General features: G+C 64.1%; 15 protein-coding genes. 5 read left to right on the top strand and 10 right to left on the bottom strand.

The genetic code is table 11. The features are described from left to right. The first annotated feature begins 238 nt into the window (after window positions 1-238). From AX703_RS27615 to AX703_RS22745, 5 genes are all read left to right on the top strand, one after another. Window positions 239-718: a hypothetical protein gene (locus AX703_RS27615; protein WP_156452186.1), complete on the top strand. Its 480-nt coding sequence runs from the start codon at window positions 239-241 to the stop codon at window positions 716-718. Between the two features lie 303 nt (window positions 719-1,021). Beyond that, window positions 1,022-2,068: a nuclear transport factor 2 family protein gene (locus AX703_RS22760; RefSeq protein ID WP_082734764.1), complete on the top strand. Its 1,047-nt coding sequence runs from the start codon at window positions 1,022-1,024 to the stop codon at window positions 2,066-2,068. A gap of 12 nt (window positions 2,069-2,080) precedes the next feature. Further along, complete coding sequence (locus AX703_RS22755; protein WP_062347462.1) at window positions 2,081-3,430, top strand: SRPBCC family protein; 1,350 nt, start codon at window positions 2,081-2,083, stop codon at window positions 3,428-3,430. 39 nt (window positions 3,431-3,469) lie between these two features. After that, window positions 3,470-5,125 carry an FAD-dependent oxidoreductase gene (locus AX703_RS22750; RefSeq protein WP_062347460.1) on the top strand — a complete coding sequence of 552 codons (1,656 nt, stop codon included), beginning with the start codon at window positions 3,470-3,472 and terminating at the stop codon, window positions 5,123-5,125. Window positions 5,126-5,250: 125 nt separating this feature from the next. Beyond that, on the top strand, window positions 5,251-5,763 hold the full coding sequence (locus AX703_RS22745; RefSeq protein WP_039334890.1) for a hypothetical protein: 513 nt from the start codon (window positions 5,251-5,253) through the stop codon (window positions 5,761-5,763). Window positions 5,764-5,765: 2 nt separating this feature from the next. Here AX703_RS22745 and AX703_RS22740 read toward each other — a convergent pair whose 3' ends face one another. The 10 genes from AX703_RS22740 to AX703_RS22695 form a co-directional block, all read right to left on the bottom strand. After that, window positions 5,766-7,184 (bottom strand): sensor histidine kinase, encoded by a 1,419-nt coding sequence (locus tag AX703_RS22740; protein WP_062347457.1) that lies wholly within the window; start codon window positions 7,182-7,184, stop codon window positions 5,766-5,768. Between the two features lie 191 nt (window positions 7,185-7,375). Next, complete coding sequence (locus tag AX703_RS22735; RefSeq protein ID WP_062347455.1) at window positions 7,376-8,302, bottom strand: hypothetical protein; 927 nt, start codon at window positions 8,300-8,302, stop codon at window positions 7,376-7,378. A 145-nt stretch (window positions 8,303-8,447) separates the two neighbouring features. Further along, a complete protein-coding gene (gene atzF / locus AX703_RS22730; RefSeq protein ID WP_062347453.1) occupies window positions 8,448-10,217 on the bottom strand; it encodes an allophanate hydrolase in 1,770 nt (589 codons plus the stop codon). Further along, complete coding sequence (uca, locus tag AX703_RS22725) at window positions 10,214-13,822, bottom strand: urea carboxylase (RefSeq protein WP_231735666.1); 3,609 nt, start codon at window positions 13,820-13,822, stop codon at window positions 10,214-10,216. The genes atzF and uca overlap by 4 nt, the downstream gene beginning before the upstream one ends. Then, window positions 13,819-14,451 carry an urea amidolyase associated protein UAAP2 gene (locus tag AX703_RS22720; protein ID WP_062347451.1) on the bottom strand — a complete coding sequence of 211 codons (633 nt, stop codon included), beginning with the start codon at window positions 14,449-14,451 and terminating at the stop codon, window positions 13,819-13,821. Before AX703_RS22720 ends, uca begins: the two co-directional genes overlap by 4 nt. 14 nt (window positions 14,452-14,465) lie before the next feature. Continuing rightward, window positions 14,466-15,302 (bottom strand): urea amidolyase associated protein UAAP1, encoded by an 837-nt coding sequence (locus tag AX703_RS22715; protein ID WP_062347449.1) that lies wholly within the window; start codon window positions 15,300-15,302, stop codon window positions 14,466-14,468. Continuing rightward, window positions 15,299-15,772, bottom strand: coding sequence for a CopG family ribbon-helix-helix protein (locus tag AX703_RS22710; RefSeq protein ID WP_062347447.1), 474 nt, complete (start codon window positions 15,770-15,772; stop codon window positions 15,299-15,301). Before AX703_RS22710 ends, AX703_RS22715 begins: the two co-directional genes overlap by 4 nt. Further along, window positions 15,772-16,530, bottom strand: a complete 759-nt coding sequence (locus AX703_RS22705; protein ID WP_062347445.1) for an ABC transporter ATP-binding protein — start codon at window positions 16,528-16,530, stop codon at window positions 15,772-15,774. Before AX703_RS22705 ends, AX703_RS22710 begins: the two co-directional genes overlap by 1 nt. Further along, complete coding sequence (locus AX703_RS22700; protein WP_062347443.1) at window positions 16,527-17,342, bottom strand: ABC transporter permease; 816 nt, start codon at window positions 17,340-17,342, stop codon at window positions 16,527-16,529. Before AX703_RS22700 ends, AX703_RS22705 begins: the two co-directional genes overlap by 4 nt. Window positions 17,343-17,370: 28 nt before the next feature. Continuing rightward, on the bottom strand, window positions 17,371-18,450 hold the full coding sequence (locus tag AX703_RS22695; protein ID WP_062347469.1) for a putative urea ABC transporter substrate-binding protein: 1,080 nt from the start codon (window positions 18,448-18,450) through the stop codon (window positions 17,371-17,373). Between the last annotated feature and the right edge of the window lie 184 nt (window positions 18,451-18,634).

Genomic DNA, 18,634 nt, shown 5'->3' with positions numbered 1-18,634 from the left:
GGTGAGGGTGGCCTTTGGTAACGCGGGAGGCGCGCTTGCGATTTGAGCGGGCGCGCGGACGCGAGAAAAGCCAAGTCCCGGATCAAGTCCGGGACGACGGGTTTTCGGTACTCACTGTTGCGGGCTGAATGGCTGGTTTGGGGTGGTTAGCTGCCAGTATACGCTCCAATCTCCTTGTGCGCCGACAATAAGCATGGTTTTTGAGAATATGCGCTTCAACGTCACGCAACACGGATACATGCTGGCTCTTGCCCTTCCATTTGCGATTTTGCTGTTAATAGCTGGACCAGTTAATTGGGGGCTGCGCTACCAAAGCTGGTCTCAGCTTTCCAAAGATAAACTCATCCAATCCGCGAACTCGTATATCGCGAACCGCGCACCGGGCAACGGTGCCTGCCTTTTCGCAGTTGAATGTAAAAGTGGCCGAGCCCGCCTAAAATTAATCAAGTCAATGAAAGATTGGGACTTCGAGGCGTCCAAGCAGATCGCTTGGGATCGTAAGTTTGACGGTATCTGCCAAGGTCTTACTGCAAACTTCGCATTAGAGTTGGCAAACGACAATCCGCAAAGTCACAATACCTACGAGGGCAGCAGACGCGCTGTTTGGTCTTTTTACAATGATAAGTTCGTTCCCACCAGAACTCGCTTAGGATTTGCAGCATTTAGCGAGGCTGAGACTGAGACTTGCGTAAACTCATATTCGGTCACAACGCCATAAAAATCAAAACCTAATCACCAATTTCGTGGGTTGAACAATGTCCGCAATGGCGTCGTGTCCTGACTGACTGCTTTATGGATCAGATTGCCCGGAAGCCGCCGCTGATCCTCCCTGTTTTTGCGGAGCACAAATGGGAAGGATTTAGCGGAGGATCCGATCTCGCTTCATCCCATCCTGCCAAAAGGGCCAGTAGGCATCGTGCACGCCACTCTGCGATGAAACCGGCAAGGCTGCCGGATTTACAGGCGGTCATCACGCAAGGTCTTGTTTTTGCAGGGCCGGGAGAGCGGGGAATAGGGCCGGGTGTTGACTGCCGATGATCTGATTGCGCGCCATGGCATTCTCAATGCGCTGGCCAATCACAGCCGGGGCGTCGACCGGGCGGATGCGAACCTGCTGGGGTCTGCCTATCATGCCGATGCCACTGTGGACTACGGGTTCTATGCAGGGCCTGCCGCGACGCTGGTGGAGATACTGGCGGGCGCGCAGAAGGGGGCGCTGCCGACGCTGCATCGCACGTCCAACTGCTGGACCAGGGTCCGGGGTGAGCGGGCCACAGCGGAGTCCTATGTTATTGCCTATGTCGAGGAAGCGGAACTGCAGCGCTTCGTGCTGGGGCGTTATCTTGACCGGCTGGAGTGCCGCGACGGGGAATGGCGGCTGAGCCATCGGACCTATGTGCTCGACGGCAACGTCAACCGCCCGAACAGCGCCGTGCGCTCCGACCCGCCTACAGGCTTTGAACATTTCGTCCCCGCTGGCGGCAAGGGTGCCGCCGATCCGGGCCGGGCGCTGCTCGCCTTCCACGCCGCAAGTGCAAGGAATACAACGATGTCCACGTCACCGAACAAGGAAGCCGCGCTGGAGGCAGCGCTCGCCCGCGCCGAGATCCACGATCTGTGCATGGCCTATGCGCGGGGGGTGGACCGGGCCGATGCCGAACTGCTCGCCTCAATCTTCACCGAGGATTCGACGGTGATTTCAGGCGTGGTCAACGGTTCTGGTAAGGACTTTGCCCGCGAGATCACCGCGTTCGTCTCTGCCAATCTCGAGATGTGCTTCCATTCGGTGGCGAACGAATGGGTCGAGGTGCGCGGCGACGAGGCGGTGGGCGAGCACTACGTCATCGCGCAAATGGTCCAGGCCGGGACCGAGGTGCTGACCGGCGGGCGCTACATCGACCGCTATGTCCGCCGCGACGGGCGCTGGCTGATCCAGAGCCGGACTTTCGTGGCCGACTGGAGCCATTCGCACGAATCCACGATGCAGCGCGACGGCTTCTACGAGGCGCTGACCAACCGGGGCTGCTTCGGTCGGCAGGACCCGGTCTACGCCCACTGGGCGGCTTGAAGGAGGGCACGCATGAGCATTCGCGGACACGTTCCCCTGCCGATGGACGGGCGCGATCCTTCGCACCTGCGCGGCGATCCGATCACCGGTGAGCGCTACTTCTCCGCCGAGTTTGCGAAGAAGGAATGGGACCACATGTGGACGCGCATCTGGCATATTGCCGGGCGCACCGCTGACATTCCCGAAGCCGGGGATTTCCTCGTCCACAACTTCATGAAGGAATCGGTGATCGCGGTTCGCCAGGAAGATGGCACGGTCCGGGCCTTCTACAATTCCTGCGGCCATCGCGGGATGCGGATGGTCCATGATTCAAGCTCGGTCGAGGCGTTCCACTGCCCCTACCACGGCTGGAAGTGGGGCATCGACGGCGTGCTCAGGCACGCGCAGGACGCCGACGTCGATTTCAAGGCGGGCAACCCCTGCGGAAAGCTGAAGCTGAAGGAACTGCGCTGCGACATCTGGGGCGGGTTCGTGTGGTATTCGATGGCGGACGACAGCCCGTCGCTGATGGACTTCCTCGAGCCGATGCCGGAGCTTTATCGCAACTACCCGATGGACAAGGCCGTGCGGGTGGCGTGGTACCGGATCGAGATCAACGCCAACTGGAAGTTCGTTACCGACAACTTCTCGGAAAGCTATCACACCCGTACCGCGCACCCGCAGGTGCCGCCGTGGATCGATCAGGACGTGGATTCGGCGCGGCACGAGATGTGGCCCAAGGGCCATGGCCGCACGGTTCAGCCCATGCGTCCCTCGCTCACCGACCGGCCCGAGGGCGGCGGCAATGCGATGTTCGAGGCAGAGCTGGCGAAGTGGGACATCGATCCGGCGGCTTACGCGACCTACGAGGACTTTGCGCTGCAGGGCTGGCTCGATCTCAAGGCGGCCAAGCAAAGGCTGTGGCGAGAGAAGGGCTATCTCCACTACGAGCACATGGACGACGAGGAGATCACCGACAGTCCGCACACGGTGATGTTCCCCAACGTGACGATCAGCTTCCTGCCCGACAACCTGATCCTGTTCCGCAGCGAACCGCACGCGACCGATCCGGAGAAGTGCTACTTCGACCTGTGGTGCATGGCCTTTCCGGTGGAGGGGCAGACCGAGGTGCAGTCGATCATGGCCGGCATGAAGCCCTTGCGTGAGGTGGCCGAGTGCGAGCACCGCGTGTTCGATGGCGGGCGCGGGGTTCCGGAACTTGCCGGGCAGATCGTCTATCAGGATATGGAACTGGCCGAGGCAATGCAGGCGGGGATGTACTCGCGTGGGTACACCGACGCCTATCTCTCCGATCAGGAGACGCGCATCCGGTTCTTCCACGAAGTGCTGAACGACTGGATCGAAGGGCGGCAAGGTCGCTGACACCATCAAGCAAAGAAGAATTTCCCGGAGAGAGACCCGATGAGTGGCGATGAGATGACGTGGGATCGCGAGGCCGATGTTGTCGTGCTCGGTTCGGGCGGTGCAGCACTGACGGCGGCGATTGCGGCGCATGACCACGGCGCGAAGGAGGTGGTGATCCTCGAGCGCTCCGGAATGGTCGGTGGCACCACTGCGATGTCCGGTGGTATGCTGTGGATTCCGGGCAATCATCACCAGCTCGCCGCAGGGATCGAAGATTCGGACGAGGACGTCGTTGCCTACCTTGACGGTCTTGCGCCGGGGGCGCTTGACCCCGAAACCCTATGGGCATTCATGCAGGGCGGGCCTGAGATGTTGCGCTATCTGGAAGAGAATACGCCAGTGCGGATGTGTTCCTTTTCAGACTTCCCGGACTATCAGCCCTATTCCCCGGGCGCGAAGCCCGATGGCGGACGCTCGCTCGACAACGAGGCGTTCAGCTTTGCGCGGCTGGGGAAGTGGGCGGCGCGGGTCAACCCGAGCAAGATGGCCTACCCCTTGCGCGGCAGCCTGATCGAGGCGACGCGCGGCACGCTCGACGAGGCGACGCTGGCCGAGCGCGAGGCAGGCGACTATCGCGGGCTGGGACAGGCGCTGGTCGGCGCGCTGTTCCTCGGCGTGATCGAGCGCGGCATTCCGGTCGAATTCGAGAAGCGCGCGCGCAAGCTGGTCAAGGACGGTGACCGCATCATCGGCGTCGTGGCCGAGGACGAGAACGGCAAGGACTTCCGCGTGCGGGCGCGGCGCGGCGTGGTGATCGCCACCGGCGGGTTCGAGTGGAACGAGACGCTGGTCAAGGCCTTCATCCGCGGACCACTCACCGGCCCGGTGAGCGTGCCCGAGAACGAAGGCGATGGGCTGCTCATGGCGATCGAGGCTGGCGCGCAGCTTGGCAACATGCAGAACGCGTTCTGGATGCAGAGCGTACTGGAGTTCAAGCCGCAGCACCGCAACGCCAAGCCAAACTACATGCTTGGCTCGGACGAGCGCGCCCGTCCCGGGGCGATCCTCGTCAACCGCAAGGGCAAGCGCTTTGTCAACGAGGCGGCGAATTACAACGCGCTGGGCAAGTCGCTCCATGCCTTCGAGGGCGGCACGCATGAGTATGCCAACCTGCCTTACTGGCTGATCATCGACCAGCGTTATCGCGACAAGTACCCGCTGTTCAATTCGCAGCCGGGAAGCCCGACACCGAGCTACGCCATCGAGGCGGCAACGCTGGCCGAACTGGCGGAGAAGGCCGGCATCGATCCGGCAGGGCTGGAGGCCGAAGTTGCGCGCTTCAATCAGATGGTTCGCAACGGTCATGACGACGATTTCAACCGCGGCGATACCACCTATGACAACTTCTACATGTGGGGCGACATGGCGTTCGACCCTCCCTACCGCACGCTTGGGGTGATCGATCAGGGACCGTTCTATGCGGTGAAGATGGAGGCGGGAGCTTTGGGTACGGCAGGCGGCCCGAAGACCAACGCCGATGCGCAAGTGTTGGACTGGAGCGGCAATCCCATTCCCGGACTATACGCGGCGGGCAATGCCATGGCGGCCGTGCTGGGCGAGGTCTACGGCGGTGCCGGCGGTACGCTGGGGCCGGGGCTGACCTTCGGCTATCTGGCGGGCAAGCATCTCGGTTCGCACATCTCCAACCATTGATCCATGTTGGCTTGCGGCGTGCTTGCCAGCATGGCCATCGCACAGGGTGACCGCTTGGTCCTTCGGGGCGGAACTGGTGGATGAACAGAAGCTTCTCTCGGCTCAAACCCTGAGGAGAGACAGCAATGCCCGCATCCGCCATTTTCGACAACCACGCACAAGCGGAACGCGCCGTCGGAGATCTCCGCGGCCTTGGCGTGCGCGACAGCCAGATGTCAGTCATCGCGCACCACGGAGGCACGACCACGACACGCTCTGGCGATGGCGAGGTGACGGACGAACATCACCGCAATGTGTTGCGCGGCATAATCGGCGGCGGCGCATTGGGCGCAGGGTTGGGCGTTGCAGCCTTGGCAATACCCGGCGTGGGACCCTTGGCTGCGGCTGGCGCGATCGCGGCTTCGGCGGTACCCGAGGCTATCGGCATCGGCGCGGCGCTTGGCGCGATTGGCGGTTCGTTGAACGAGGTGCTGACCAAGCACGGCATCGATGAGGCCGACGCGACCTACTACAATGACCGGATGAAGGACGGAGCCGTTCTTGTGACGGTCGAGGACGACTTCGCCGACAGTAATCAAGTAACGGAAATCCTGCACCGCAATGGCGGCCACAACGCGACCACGCCACGGATGATCTGAGCTTAACGCAGTGCCGTACGCGGAATGCTGATGGCGCAGACTACACCTTCGGGGCGGAACTGGTAGTCCAGTTTACCCCCGATGCCGTGGGTGACCGACCGTTCTATCAGCCTTGTACCAAAGCCTTTTGCGGAAGGCTCTGCAACGGCGGGGCCGCCCGCTTCTGCCCATCTCAGCACCAGCGCCGCGTCGTCCTCGGACGAGCTGCTGCAGGTAACCTCGACGCTGCCCTCGGTCGAGAGCGCGCCATACTTCGCCGAGTTCGTCGCCAATTCGTGCAGAACCATGCCCAGCGCCTGGGCCGTGGCAGACGTCAGAATGAGGTTGGAAGTTTCGTCCCCAAGTGCAAACTCGATTCCGTAAGGCGTCAGTTCGTCTGAGATGAGCGCCTGCAATGGCACGCCGTTCCAGCGGTTTTCCGACAGGTGACTGTGGGCGCGGCTGATGGCGGAAATGCGACCGATCAGGGCATCCTTGAATTCGCTGACTGTGCCCTGCGCTTTCATCATCTGGACGATCGACTGGACCACGGCGAGCAGGTTCTTGGCGCGGTGATCGACTTCACGCGTGAGCAGATCCTCACGTTCGCGCGCTTGCTTGAGGTCGGTGATCTCGACGCAGAAAATACCTACGCCCCGCCGAAATCCGTCCGGGCCGTGAACGGGGTAGAACACTTCCGACCAAGTGCGCTTCACGCCTGGCTTTGCCGGTGTCTCGCCGGTGATCTCCACCCCGCGCAGCACTTCGCCGCTTTCCAGGACCTTGCGCAAGAGCGGTTCCGCCGAGGAGCGCAAGTCGGGGAGAAGATCCCACACGCTTTGCCCTAGATGATCCTCGGCTGAAAACCCGTTCATATCCGCAAGTGCCGCGTTGATGCGCGCGAATTTGAGATCGCCATCGAGCAGGCCAAGGCCGACAGGAGCCTCGTCATAGATTGCCTGCAACTCGTCGATCACGCCAAGAAGATGGGCTTTCTGTTCGGCCTGATCGCGGCCTTCGCGTTCAAGCGCCTCTTTTGCGGCGATGAGGTTCATCGCGCTGGTGCAGAGCGAGTGGACGACTTCGAGCACGATTATGGTGCTGGGAATATAGACCAGCATGGCCACCGGCGCGCCCGGCTGCATGCCAAGGCCCGTCCCGGAATTCAGGAACAGATAGCCAGCGCATATCCATGCCAGAGTCGCCGCGATATAGCCTGGTAAGCGGCCTCCGAGAAAAGTCGCGATGACAATTGACGGATAGAAGGGCAGAAGCGGCGCAGGTGGCGGCGTGCCCATGGCGAGCCGAACCACGAGAGCGAATGCGATCACGCCGATGGCGGACAGTACGCCAGGAACGGGGCGGCCGAGAAAAACATGGCACAGTGAGAACGGCCATCGACCAAACAGGTGCGCTTCGCCTTGCTGGCGACCCGATTGCATCCCCCATCACCCTTTCGGCAGGTGCACGCGCAGCCGGATGACTGCGTATGCTCATCTTGCCCGAGTTTGCCTGCGTGGCAATCCCTGCGCGATGCTGAACCCTTGAAAAAGCGTCAATTATGGCAAAGTGAAACGCGGCTGGCGCGCATGTCACAACATAGGTTAGCGAACCTGCGATGAGCTGCGACAGGTCATGGCTTGGCCGCGGTCGCCAATCCGTTTGCAGGCCACCAAGACAGCGTGTGCACATCGTGCGCCGAGGTCCAGATGCCCTTGGGCGTATAACGCAGTGCGCCGCTGCCCGCTGGCTTTCCACCACGCTGGGCGACGGTCATGGTCACCGGATCGATTGCCGCCCAGACCTGATCGTCGGTGGTGCGCAGCCAGACCTTGCCGCCGCCGGTGTCGATATCACCCCATTTGAGGTTGGCCCCGACCTTGACCCGTCCGACGACCCGGCCCGTGGCCGGATCGGCGCGAACGAGCGTGCCATCACCCTGTTCCTGCACCCACACGCCACCTTCGCCCGCAGCGAGGAAGCCCGGCATCGTGCCGAGCGCGGCGCGGGCGACGACGGTGTTGGTGGCGGGATCGATCTTCTGCAGCGTCTGTTTCGTGGCGCTGACCGCCCAGACGGCATCATAACCGAAGGTCACGTACCAGGTATCAGGATCGACCGGGATGGAGGCGACGACGGTGTTGGTCTCGGGATCGACGCGAGCGACCGCGCCTTCGGGCTTGCTCGCCAGCCAGATCGAGCCGGCACCATTGGCGACGATCAGCTCGCCCTGCTTCTGGTTGGAAATTCCGGTGGGGATCGTGGCGGTGATCTTCGCGGTTTCGAGATCGATCCGCACCAGCGAGCCATCGCCGCAGTTGGCGACCCACAGTGAACCGAACGCCACGGTCAGCGCACCGCAGGGGCGGGCAATCGCAACTTCCGCGAGCTTGCCATTGCGTGACCACTTCTCGACCTTGCCGCGATTGGTCGCCCACACAGCGTCGCCATCGACGGCGAGGAAATCGGCGAAACCGGGAACGGTCTGCGCCTGTTCGACCTGCGCGTGGGCGAGGGTGGGGACGAGGGCGGCGGCGGCGAGAAGCAGTTTGCGAAGCATCTGTTTTCTTCCTGACAGCTCCGGAAACCCTCCCCGCTGCGACTAATTTCGCCTTTGGCTCAATAAGTCTCGCTCCCCTCCCTCAAGGGAGGGGTGGGGGTGGGTTTACGACGCCTGTTTTGGCAAACGACGTGGACTTTGGGGCTTAGCTACGCGAGGCGATATAGGCGCGCCATCCGCCAAGGTGCGTAATGTCTTCGGCTCCGGTAAGGGCGCGCGGTTCGGCGACGAAGCCCTTTACGCTGCTGCCGTCCGCCAGCGTGACGGTGCCGATGGCGAGCGGCGGCGGAACCTCGACGGTGAAGCTGCCGAACTCGGCGACGCCCAACTCGTAGACCTCCAACTTGATTGCTGCCCCACCTTCATCGAATACTAGCGCGGGCTTCGGCGGCACGCTGTTGGCGATCGCGTAGAGCCTGTACGTCGGTGCGGTTTCAAAGGCGCCGACGAACCTCGCATTCCGGGAGGTCAACTGCCAGTGCAGCGGCATGCCTTCGAGGTGTGCGCCAACAACGGCCAGTTTCACGGTCTGCATCTTGCCCTCCAGATCGAGCGGGGGTGGGGGAGAAAGGTTGGCGGCAGCGAGCCACGCATCGGCGGCATCGAGCAGGGCGCGATCTGTGGCGGCCTGGCCGATCAGGGTGATGCCAAAGCCGGTGCCGTTGTGGCGGGTGCCGGCCGGCACGGCGACGGCGGCCATGTCGAGCAGGTTCACGAAGTTGGTGTAGAACCCGAGGTTGCTGTTCAAGGCGACAGGGGCGACCGCCAGTTCGGCCACGCGATAGGTCGTGCCGGTCGTGGGGAAGGCCAACATATCGACGCTTTGCCACAACTGATCCGCATGGCGTTTCAGCTCGGCCATGCGGTACACGCCGTTCCACAGTTCGACGGCGGTCTTGTCCCACCCTGCCTCGACCACGGTGCGGACGGTGGGGTCGACAGCTTCGGGGTTGTCCTTGAGCAGCGCGGCGATGGCAGCGGTGCGTTCGGCCACCCACGGTCCGCCATAGAGCAGTTGCGCGGCTTCGAGCAGCGGGGCGATATCGATCTCGACCACTTCTGCACCTTGCGCCAGCGTGGCGAGGGCCTGATCATAGAAGAACTCGGACTCGCCATCGCCAAAGAATGCCCGCTGATCGCGGCGAGGCACGCCGATGCGCCTGGGGTTGAGCGGGGCTTCGGTGAGTTGGCGCGACCATGGATCGCCAACGTCAAATCCGGCCAGCGCATGCTCGACGAGACGCGCGTCGATGGTGTCGCAGGCGAACACGGTGATGCAGTCGATCGAGCGGCAGGCCGGAACAAGGCCCCTGGTGCTCCAGCGGCCCTTGGTCGGCTTGAAGCCGATCAAGTGGTTGAACGCGGCGGGCACGCGGCCCGAACCTGCGGTATCGGTGCCAAGCGCGATGGGCACCAGGCCAGCGGCAACCGCGATGGCCGAGCCGGAGCTGGACCCACCGCTGACATAATCCCGGTTATAGGCATTGCGCGGAATGCCATAGGGGCTGCGCGTACCGACAAGGCCGGTGGCGAATTGATCGAGGTTGGTCTTGCCCACGCAGATGGCGCCTGCGGCCTTGAGCCTGGCAATGACCGTGGCGTCTTCCGCGGGCGCATAGGCGAAGGCGGGGCAAGCGGCGGTGGTCTGGAGCCCCGCCACGTCGATGTTGTCCTTCGCGGCATAGGGCACACCGGCGAGGGGGAGGACTTCGCCGGCTGCAATCCGGGCGTCGACTGCTCGGGCCTGCGCAAGCAAGTCCTCCGCCGTGGCGCGGCTGATCCACACTTGCGGCTGGATCGCATCGTAGGTGGCAATGCGGGCGAGCGTTTCCTCCATGACGGAGACGGCGGGCGTCGTGCCGGCATTGACGCCGGCAGCGATGGCTGCGGCGCTGCGGCGGTCGAGCACGGTCATGCGCTCCTCCGCAGGGCCAGCATCGGCGTGCCGGGCTGTAGCGGCTGTCGTTCCTTGATGTAGAGCGCAGCCACCGTGCCGGCGCTAGGGCTTTCGACCGGGCATTCCATCTTCATTGCCTCGATCACCGCGATGGTCTCGCCCGCCTGAACCGTGTCGCCGGGCTGAACGAGCAGCTTCCACACGCTGCCGCCGAAGGGTGCTTCGATCAGGTCCGCGCCCTCGGGCACGTCCACCGCGTTTTCTGCCGGAGCCTCGCTCTCGGCAAGCGCACTGACCCGGTCGAACTCGCCCCGGCGCTCCCACTCGGCGCGCTCGGCATCGAAGGCGGCCGTGCGGCGCGCTTCGAACGCGGCGATGTCATCGGCGTTGCCGGACAGGAACTTGCGGTAGTCTGACAGGCGAAATTCCGACGGTTCGATCTTCAGGGAGCGCTTGCCGCTGGGGAAATCGCGGCGCCACTCGGCCAGTTCCTCGGCGCTGACCGGATAGAAGCGGATCTGGTCGAAGAAGCGCAGGAGCCAGGGCTTGCCCTCGATGAAGTCTGCCGTCTGCCGGTGCGTGTTCCACACCTGCACGGTGCGACCGAACAACTGGTAGCCGCCGGGTCCCTCCATGCCGTAGATGCACATGTAGGCGCCGCCGATGCCGACGACATTGGGCGGCGTCCAGGTGCGCGCGGGGTTGTACTTGGTGGTGACAAGGCGGTGGCGCGGATCGACCGGCGTGGCAACCGGCGCGCCGAGGTAGACATCGCCCAGGCCCATGACGAGGTAGCTCGCTTCGAAGATCAGGTTCTCCACCGCCGCCACGTCGGGCAGGCCGTTGATGCGGCGGATGAACTCGATGTTGTCCGGGCACCATGGCGCATCGTCGCGCACGGCGCTCATGTACTTCTCAATGGTCTCGATCGTGGCGGGATCGCGCCAGCTGAGCGGCAGGTGGACAATGCGCGAGGGGATGGCGAAGTCCTCGAGATCGCCGAGGCGCTGCTCTGCTGCCATGAGCGCGGCAAGCGCGGCGGATTGCGTCAGGTTGCGACCGTCGAAATGCAGCTGGAGCGAGCGGATGCCGGGGACGACGTCGATCACGCCGGGCAGGGCCATGCGCTCCAGCTCCGTCATCAGCGCATGGACGCGGATGCGCAGTTCCAGATCGAGGACGAGCGGGCCGTATTCGACGAGGATGTTGCGGTCGCCCTGCTGGCGATAGACGACGCGGGGACGTCCGGGCGCGGCCTCGATTGCCCCGAGGATCGGCGTCTGGGTGGCGGCATCGCAGGGGCGACTGGAGGCGGGCTTGGCGCCAGTTGCGAGGTATTCCTGCTGGGCACGGTCGGCGGCGGTAGCTTCGTCCATTGTGACGGGCACGAAGCGCACCCTGTCACCCGGAACGAACTGGCCAATCTTCCACCGATCCGCCGCGATCACCACGAAGGGGCAGACGAAGCCACCAAGCGAGGGACCATCGGGGCCGAGGATGATCGGCATGTCGCCGGTAAAGTCCACCGCGCCAATGGCATAGGCGTTGTCGTGGATATTGGACGGGTGCAGGCCCGCTTCCCCGCCATCGCGCCGCGCCCATTCGGGCTTGGGGCCGACAAGGCGCACGCCGGTGCGGTTGGAATTGTAGTGGACCTGCCATTCTGCAGTGACCACCATGTCGATGTCGGCTTCGGTGAAGAAGTCCGGCGCGCCATGGGGACCGTACAGCACGCGCACGCACCATTCACTCGGGAGAGCGGGGAGCGCGGCTGGAGGGAGTGGATTGCCAGTCGGTTCATGAGCGAGGTGAAGGACGTCCCCGGCGACGAGGCGGCGCGCGGCGTGGCCGCCGAACTGGCCGAGTTCGAAGGTGCTGCGGCTGCCGAGGTAGGGGGCGATGTCGAGCCCTCCGGCAACGAGCAGGTAGCCGCGCATGCCGCCACCCTTTGCCCTGCCGACGACCAGCGTTTGCCCTGCCTTTGCCTCGAAGAGTTGCCCTGGAGTTACCGGTTTGCCTTCGAGAGTTGCGCCGAAGTCCGCACCGGTGAGGCACAGGGTTGCATCGGCGCCGAACTGGAGCGTGGGGCCGGTGACGGTCATTTCCAGCCCGGCGGTACCTTCAGGATTGCCGAGCAGGCGGTTGCCGAGGCGGAAGGACTGGTCGTCCATCGGGCCAGAGGGCGGCACGCCCACGGCCCAGAGGTGCTGGCGGCCGGGCCAGTCCTGCACGGTGGTGGCCGTTCCGCCACTCAGGACGCGGATTGATTGACTATTGAAAACAACGTCTTCGAGTGCGCGTGTTGAGACTTCACCTGAAGTGAAGGCAGGCGCGGCGACGACGCTGCGCAGCCAGCGCAGGTTGGTTTCGATGCCATCGACGCGGGAGTGGGCGAGCGCTTCCTGCATGGCGGTGACGGCGAGATCGCGAGTGGGCGCGTGGACGATCAGCTTGGCCAGCATGGGATCGTACCAGGCGCTGACCTCGGTGCCCGCCATGACCCAGGTTTCGGCGCGGATGTCGTCGGGGAATTCGACGCAAGTTAGGGTGCCCGAGGTAGGGCGATAATCGAGCGCGGGGTCTTCGGCGTAGAGGCGGATCTGAACCGAATGGCCGCTGGGGGTGGTGGGGGCGCTATCGAGGAAGCTGTAGTCCCCGGCCGCGCCGCGGATCATCCATTCCACCAGATCGACGCCCATGACCATTTCGGTCACGCCGTGTTCGACCTGTAGCCGGGTGTTCATTTCGAGGAAAAAGAATTCCTTGCGCTCGGAATCGTAGAGGAATTCTACGGTTCCCGCCGAACGATATCGGGCGGCCTCGCCGAGGCGGATCGCGGCGGCGTAAAGCGCCTGACGGACCTCTTCGGACAGGAGCGGGGCGGGGGCTTCCTCGACCACCTTCTGGTTGCGGCGCTGGAGCGAGCAGTCACGCTCGCCCAAGGCGACAACGCGGCCCTCGCCATCGCCGAAGATCTGAACTTCGACATGGCGCGCGCGGCGGACGAAGCGTTCGAGGAAGACACCGGCGTCGCCAAAATTGCTTTGGCCGAGGCGGGCAACGGCGGCAAAGCCTTCGCGGATGCCGTCAGCGGTTTCGCACACGCGCATGCCGATGCCGCCACCGCCTGCCGTGGCCTTGAGCATGATCGGGAAACCGATGGCGTCTGCTGCGGCGAGCGCTTCGTCCTCGCTGGTCAGCAGGTCGCTGCCCGGCGCAAGGGGGACGCCATGGGCAGCGGCAAGCTCGCGGGCGCTGTGCTTTAGGCCGAAAGTGCGGATGTTGTCGGGCGTGGGGCCGATGAAGACGATGCCGGCTTCGGCACAGGCGGCGGCAAACTCGGTGTTTTCGGAGAGGAAGCCGTAGCCCGGATGGATTGCACCGGCGCCGGTGCGCTTGGCCGCTTCGATGATCGCGGCGATATTGAGGTAGCTTTCCGAAGGCCGCGCACCGCCAATGCCCACGGCTTCATCGGCCTGCGCAACGTGGAGAGAGGCTTCGTCGGCCTCGGAATAGACCGCGACCGAGCGCAGGCCCATCTTTCGCAAGGTGCGGATGATGCGTGTGGCGATGGCGCCGCGATTGGCGATCAGTACCGTGTCGAATGCGGGGGCCATGCTCATGCTGCAACGATCATGCGGACGGGGGTGGGGTTGAAGGCGTTGCAGGGGTTGTTGATCTGCGGGCAGTTGGAAACGACGACGATCACGTCCATCTCTGCGCGCAGGTCCACTGTGAGGCCGGGGGCGGAAATGCCATCAACGATGCCAAGCGCACCATCCGCCTCGACCGGCACGTTCATGAAGAAGTTGATGTTGGAGACAATGTCGCGCTTGCCGCGGCCTTCCCAGAGGTTGGCCTCAAGAAAGTTCTCGACGCAGGCATGTTGCGACTTGGTGTGATGTCCATAGCGCAAGGTATTGGATTCGCACGAACACGCGCCGCCGATTGTGTCGTGATACTCGACCGCGCTGCCGGTGATGGTCATCAGCGGGCGGCCTTCGTTGGAAAGCAGCACGGTGCCTTCGCGCAGGAACAGGTTCCCCTGTGCGGCGACAGTATCCTGCGCGCTGTAGCGTTCGGAATCATCGGCGGCGCTGTAGATCAGGAAGTCGACCGCCTGGTTGCCTTCGAGATCGACGATGCGCAGCGTCTCGCCCTGCTTCACGTGGTGCGCCCACGGCGCGCGGGCGGGGACGATCTCGTCGTGGACGATCTTGCCGGAAAGGCCGGAGATGTGGGGATCGGTCATCGGTCCTGTCCTTTTCAGCGGCGGTAGTAGTCTTCGACATTGAGGAAGGCCCGCTGGCCCTCCGGCGTCGCGTTGCGGATGGGGTCGCTCTGGGTTGTCACAAGTCCGCGCCATGCGGTGAGACGCAGCGGAGTGACACTGTATTCCGGCCTTGGATCAAGGACATGCGGGCAGTTCGTGACAACAACGATGATGTCCATCTCTGCGCGTAAAACCACGCTGCGTCCGGGCGCATAGGGGCCAACCTGCGGCGTGATCGTGCCGTCATCCTCAATGCGGGTGCCCTTGAACAGGGTGACGCAGGGGTGAACATCACGGCGGCCGAGGCCGTGCTTGGCCGCGCCCAGCAGGAAACGGTCGCGCCCGTTGGGATAGCTGCCGCTATTGCGGCCTTCGCCGTATTTGGCGGCGTTGGTGGCGGCATTCGAGGTGCCGCAGAAGCAATCATGCGTGCCGGCATCATCCGCCTCGATGCTCATCAGCACCCGCCCCATGTCGGACAGGAGAAGCTTGCCGGTGCCAAGGTAGGCATTCCACTGCACCTTCACTGTATCGGCGAAGTTCAGCCGCTCCGTCGGCATTTCGGCGTTGAAGATGTTGAGCGAGGCGCAGGCATCGCCCTTTACGTCGATCAGCCGCAGACGGGTGCCGCGAGCGATGCGGCGCGTGGCGTACCCGCCGGGGGCAACGGTTTCTTCCCAGAGCAGGTCGTCATCGCTGACGCCATCGGGAAGGTCTGCCGCGATTGGGGGAAGGATCGGCATGGCTTCCACGACCGTTCCCGCCATCGAGCGGGCGTGATCGCGGGCGGCGTTGGGGTTTGCCAGTGTGCTGGTTGGGGCGTCGGTCATGCGGCCGCTCCTTTCTTCGATCCGGGGCCGGCCTCGGACAGAGGCGGCAGCAGGGCGGTGGTGGTGACAAGCTGGAGTTGCTGGACCCCGCGCACACGGCGCAAGGCATCGGCAAGACCTTTGAGCCGGGCGGCGGGGCCTTGCACCAACAGGACTTCCAGCGACTGGTCGTCCTTGAGAAAGACGTGCTGGGTGGAGATCACTTCGGTCTGGAAATCGGCCTGCGTGCCTGCGAGTTGCTGGCGGACTCGGCCCCGGTCGCCACGGTAGACGAGGGTGATGGTGCCGGCGAGGATCTCGTCCGGGCGGGTCAGGGCCTCGTGCGCGGCAAGGGCGTGGCGGATCAGCTCGGCGATCAGTTGCGAGCGCGAGGGGAGTTGGCGCTCCTCGACCATCATGTCGAGCTTGCGGAACAGGTCGGCCGGCAGGCTCATGCTGAGTCGGGCGAGGCTGGCGGGTTCGCTGGACATCACGCCGCTTCCGGTTCTGGTTCAGGCGCAGGCTCGTCCTTGCGCAGTTCTAGATCGTAGACCGCCGTCGCGCCGAAGCGGTGCGGGGCATGGGGATCGTGGCGGCGCTTGTCTAGCGCGAGAACGCGGGTGCCGAGCGAGAAGGCTTCCTTGATGTCGTGCGTGACCATGATGATGGTCAGGCCGAAGTCCTTCCAGAGCTGGCGGATCAGCACGTGCATGTCGGCACGGATGCCGGGATCGAGCGCGCCGAAGGGTTCATCGAGCAGGAGGATGCGCGGGCGCATGATCAGGGCCTGCGCGATGGCCAGGCGCTGCTGCATGCCGCCCGACATCTGGCTGGGATAAAGGTCCAGGCTGTCGCCAAGGCCGACCGCCTGCAGCATCGCCGTGGCTTCCTCTGCGGCACGCTTCTTTGCATCGCCGAAGAGACGCGCGAGCAGCGGGGCCTTGGTGCATTCGAGGCCGAACATCACGTTCTGAAGGACGGTGAGGTGCGGGAAGACCGAGTAGCGCTGGAACACCACGCCGCGATCGGGGCCGCATTCGCGGGCGAGGGGCTGTCCATCTAGGGTGATCGTGCCGGAAGTGGGCACTTCCTGGCCGAGAACCACGCGCAGGAACGTGCTCTTGCCCGCGCCGGACGGACCGACGACCGAGACGAACGAGCCTTCTGCGACGTCGAGATCGACCTTTTCGAGGACGACCCGGTCGCCGTATTCGACCCAGACGTTGCGGAGAGAAAGGAGCGCGCTCAATGGCTTGCTCCATGTGCCCACGGGAACGCCTTCTGGCTCAGGGTCTTGAGGCCCCAGTCCATGGCGATGGCGAGCAGGGCAATCCATGCGACGTAGGGGATGATCACGTCCATCGCGAGGTAGCGGCGGACGAGGAAGATGCGGTAGCCAAGGCCGACATCGGACGCGATGGCCTCTGCCGAGATCAGGAATACCCAAGCCGGGCCGAGTGCAAGGCGCAGCGCAAGGATTAGGCGCGGCATCGCCTGAGGCAGAGCGACGCGGATGAGGATTTGCCATGAGCCTGCGCCCAACGTCTGTGCCTTGGCCAGCATTTCGCGCGGGAGGGTGCCGACATGGCCGGCGACATCGCGGATCATCACCGGCGCGATGCCGATGACGATCAGGGCGACCTTGGCCGTTTCACCGAGGCCCAGCGCGACGAACAGGATGGGCAGGAGCGCGATCGGCGGGATCACCGCAATGCCTGTTACGAGTGGTCCGAAGGTGGCGCGCACCGGGGGCAGCCCGCCCAGGACAAGGCCGACCAGCAGGGCCATGAGCGTGGCGATGGCAAGGCCAAGGCCCAGACGCTGGAGGCTGGCGAGGGTATCGGCCCAGAACACCACGCTGCCCGTTAGCACGTCGACCTTGGTCATCTGCGCCCAGAGCGCCGTCGCCATGCCCGAAGGCAGCGGCAGGATCTTGTCTGCCGGGTTCCCCGCATGTCGGCCATAGGCAGCGAAGAGGTAGACGATGACCAGCAGCAGGATCGGCACGGCGCCGAGCGCGAGGCGCTGTCTGCGGTCCGGTTCGCGGTTTACCCAGCGCATGAGGAGTTGTCCCGAACTATCTAGGAGATCAGAGCTTTCCGTCGGCGGCAAGCTTCATGAAGCTGTCGTCGAAGCGCAGGGTGACGCGAGCCGGATCGCCCAGTGTCTTGCCGCCGGGGAAGGCCATGCCCACTGCATCGGCGGAGGATGCGCCGGGGAAGAGGCCCTTTGAGAAGCTGAAGTCGCGCACGCGGGTCATCGTCTCGATGAGCTTTGCGTCCTGCGTGGCGGCTACCGCGTCCTTGGCCTGGGCGTAGAGGTAAGTGGTCTTGAGCTGGGCTTCGAAGACGTCCGGCGTCGTCCCGGCGAGCTTTGCCATCGCGGCGCGGGCCTGCCTGCCCTGCTCATCCTGCGCAGTCATCACCTTCATCGTATCGTACCAGATGCCGGCGAGGGCCTTGCCGAGATCGGGGTTGGCCTTGAGCGTTGCGGTATCCACGACGAGGAGGTCGAGGATCTCACCCGGGATGTCCGCCGAGGTGAAGACCTTCGACACGCCGGGCTGCGCGGCCATGACCGAGAGCTGCGGGTTCCAGGCGACAGCGGCCGTTGCATCGGGCGAAGCGAAGGCGGCAACGATGTCCGCATCGGACGTGTTGATTGTCTTGACGTCAGTCAGCGCCATGCCGTTTTTGCCGAGCGCGCGGGCGAGCAGGTAATGCGAGACAGAGAGTTCGGCGAGGTAGACCTGGCGGCCCTTGATCGCGGCCAGAGCGTTTGCGCCTTTGAGCAGGATGCCGTCATTGCCGTTGGAGTAATCGCCGACGATGATCGCGCTGGTGTCCTTGCCGCCGGCGGCGGGGATGGTGAGCGCATCCATGTTGGCAACCGTCACGCCGTCGAACTTGCCGGCCGTGTACTGGTTCACAGACTCGACGTAGTCGTTCACCTGCACCACGTTGATCTTGATGTGGTACTTGTCGGCCCACTTCTTCACGATGCCGGCCTGCTGGGCATAGGGCCATGGCATCCAGCCCGCATAGATCGACCAGCCGATGCTGAATTCGGTGCGCTTTTCGGCGGCCTTCTCACCGCCCGAGCACGAGGCGAGGGCGAGTGCCGCACCGATCAGCGCGGTCTTGCCGACTTTTCCGATATGAGTCCGCAAGCGCGTCGCGAAGGCATGTAGCACCAGCCATTCCCCTTGATGGAGTGAAGCGTTGTCGCAGCCCCGAACCGGCTGGTCCCTGGTATTACGATCAGCTGCTTTGGTAATACCCGCCCGGCCGAAAGTGCGGATACGTCGATTGACGTAGCGCCCGGTTTGGCGGGTTGGGCCTAAGTGCGTTATA

Origin of the sequence: Novosphingobium sp. CCH12-A3 (assembly GCF_001556015.1) — a bacterium.
Classification (GTDB): domain Bacteria; phylum Pseudomonadota; class Alphaproteobacteria; order Sphingomonadales; family Sphingomonadaceae; genus Novosphingobium; species Novosphingobium subterraneum.
This window is presented reverse-complemented; position numbering and strand designations above follow the sequence as displayed.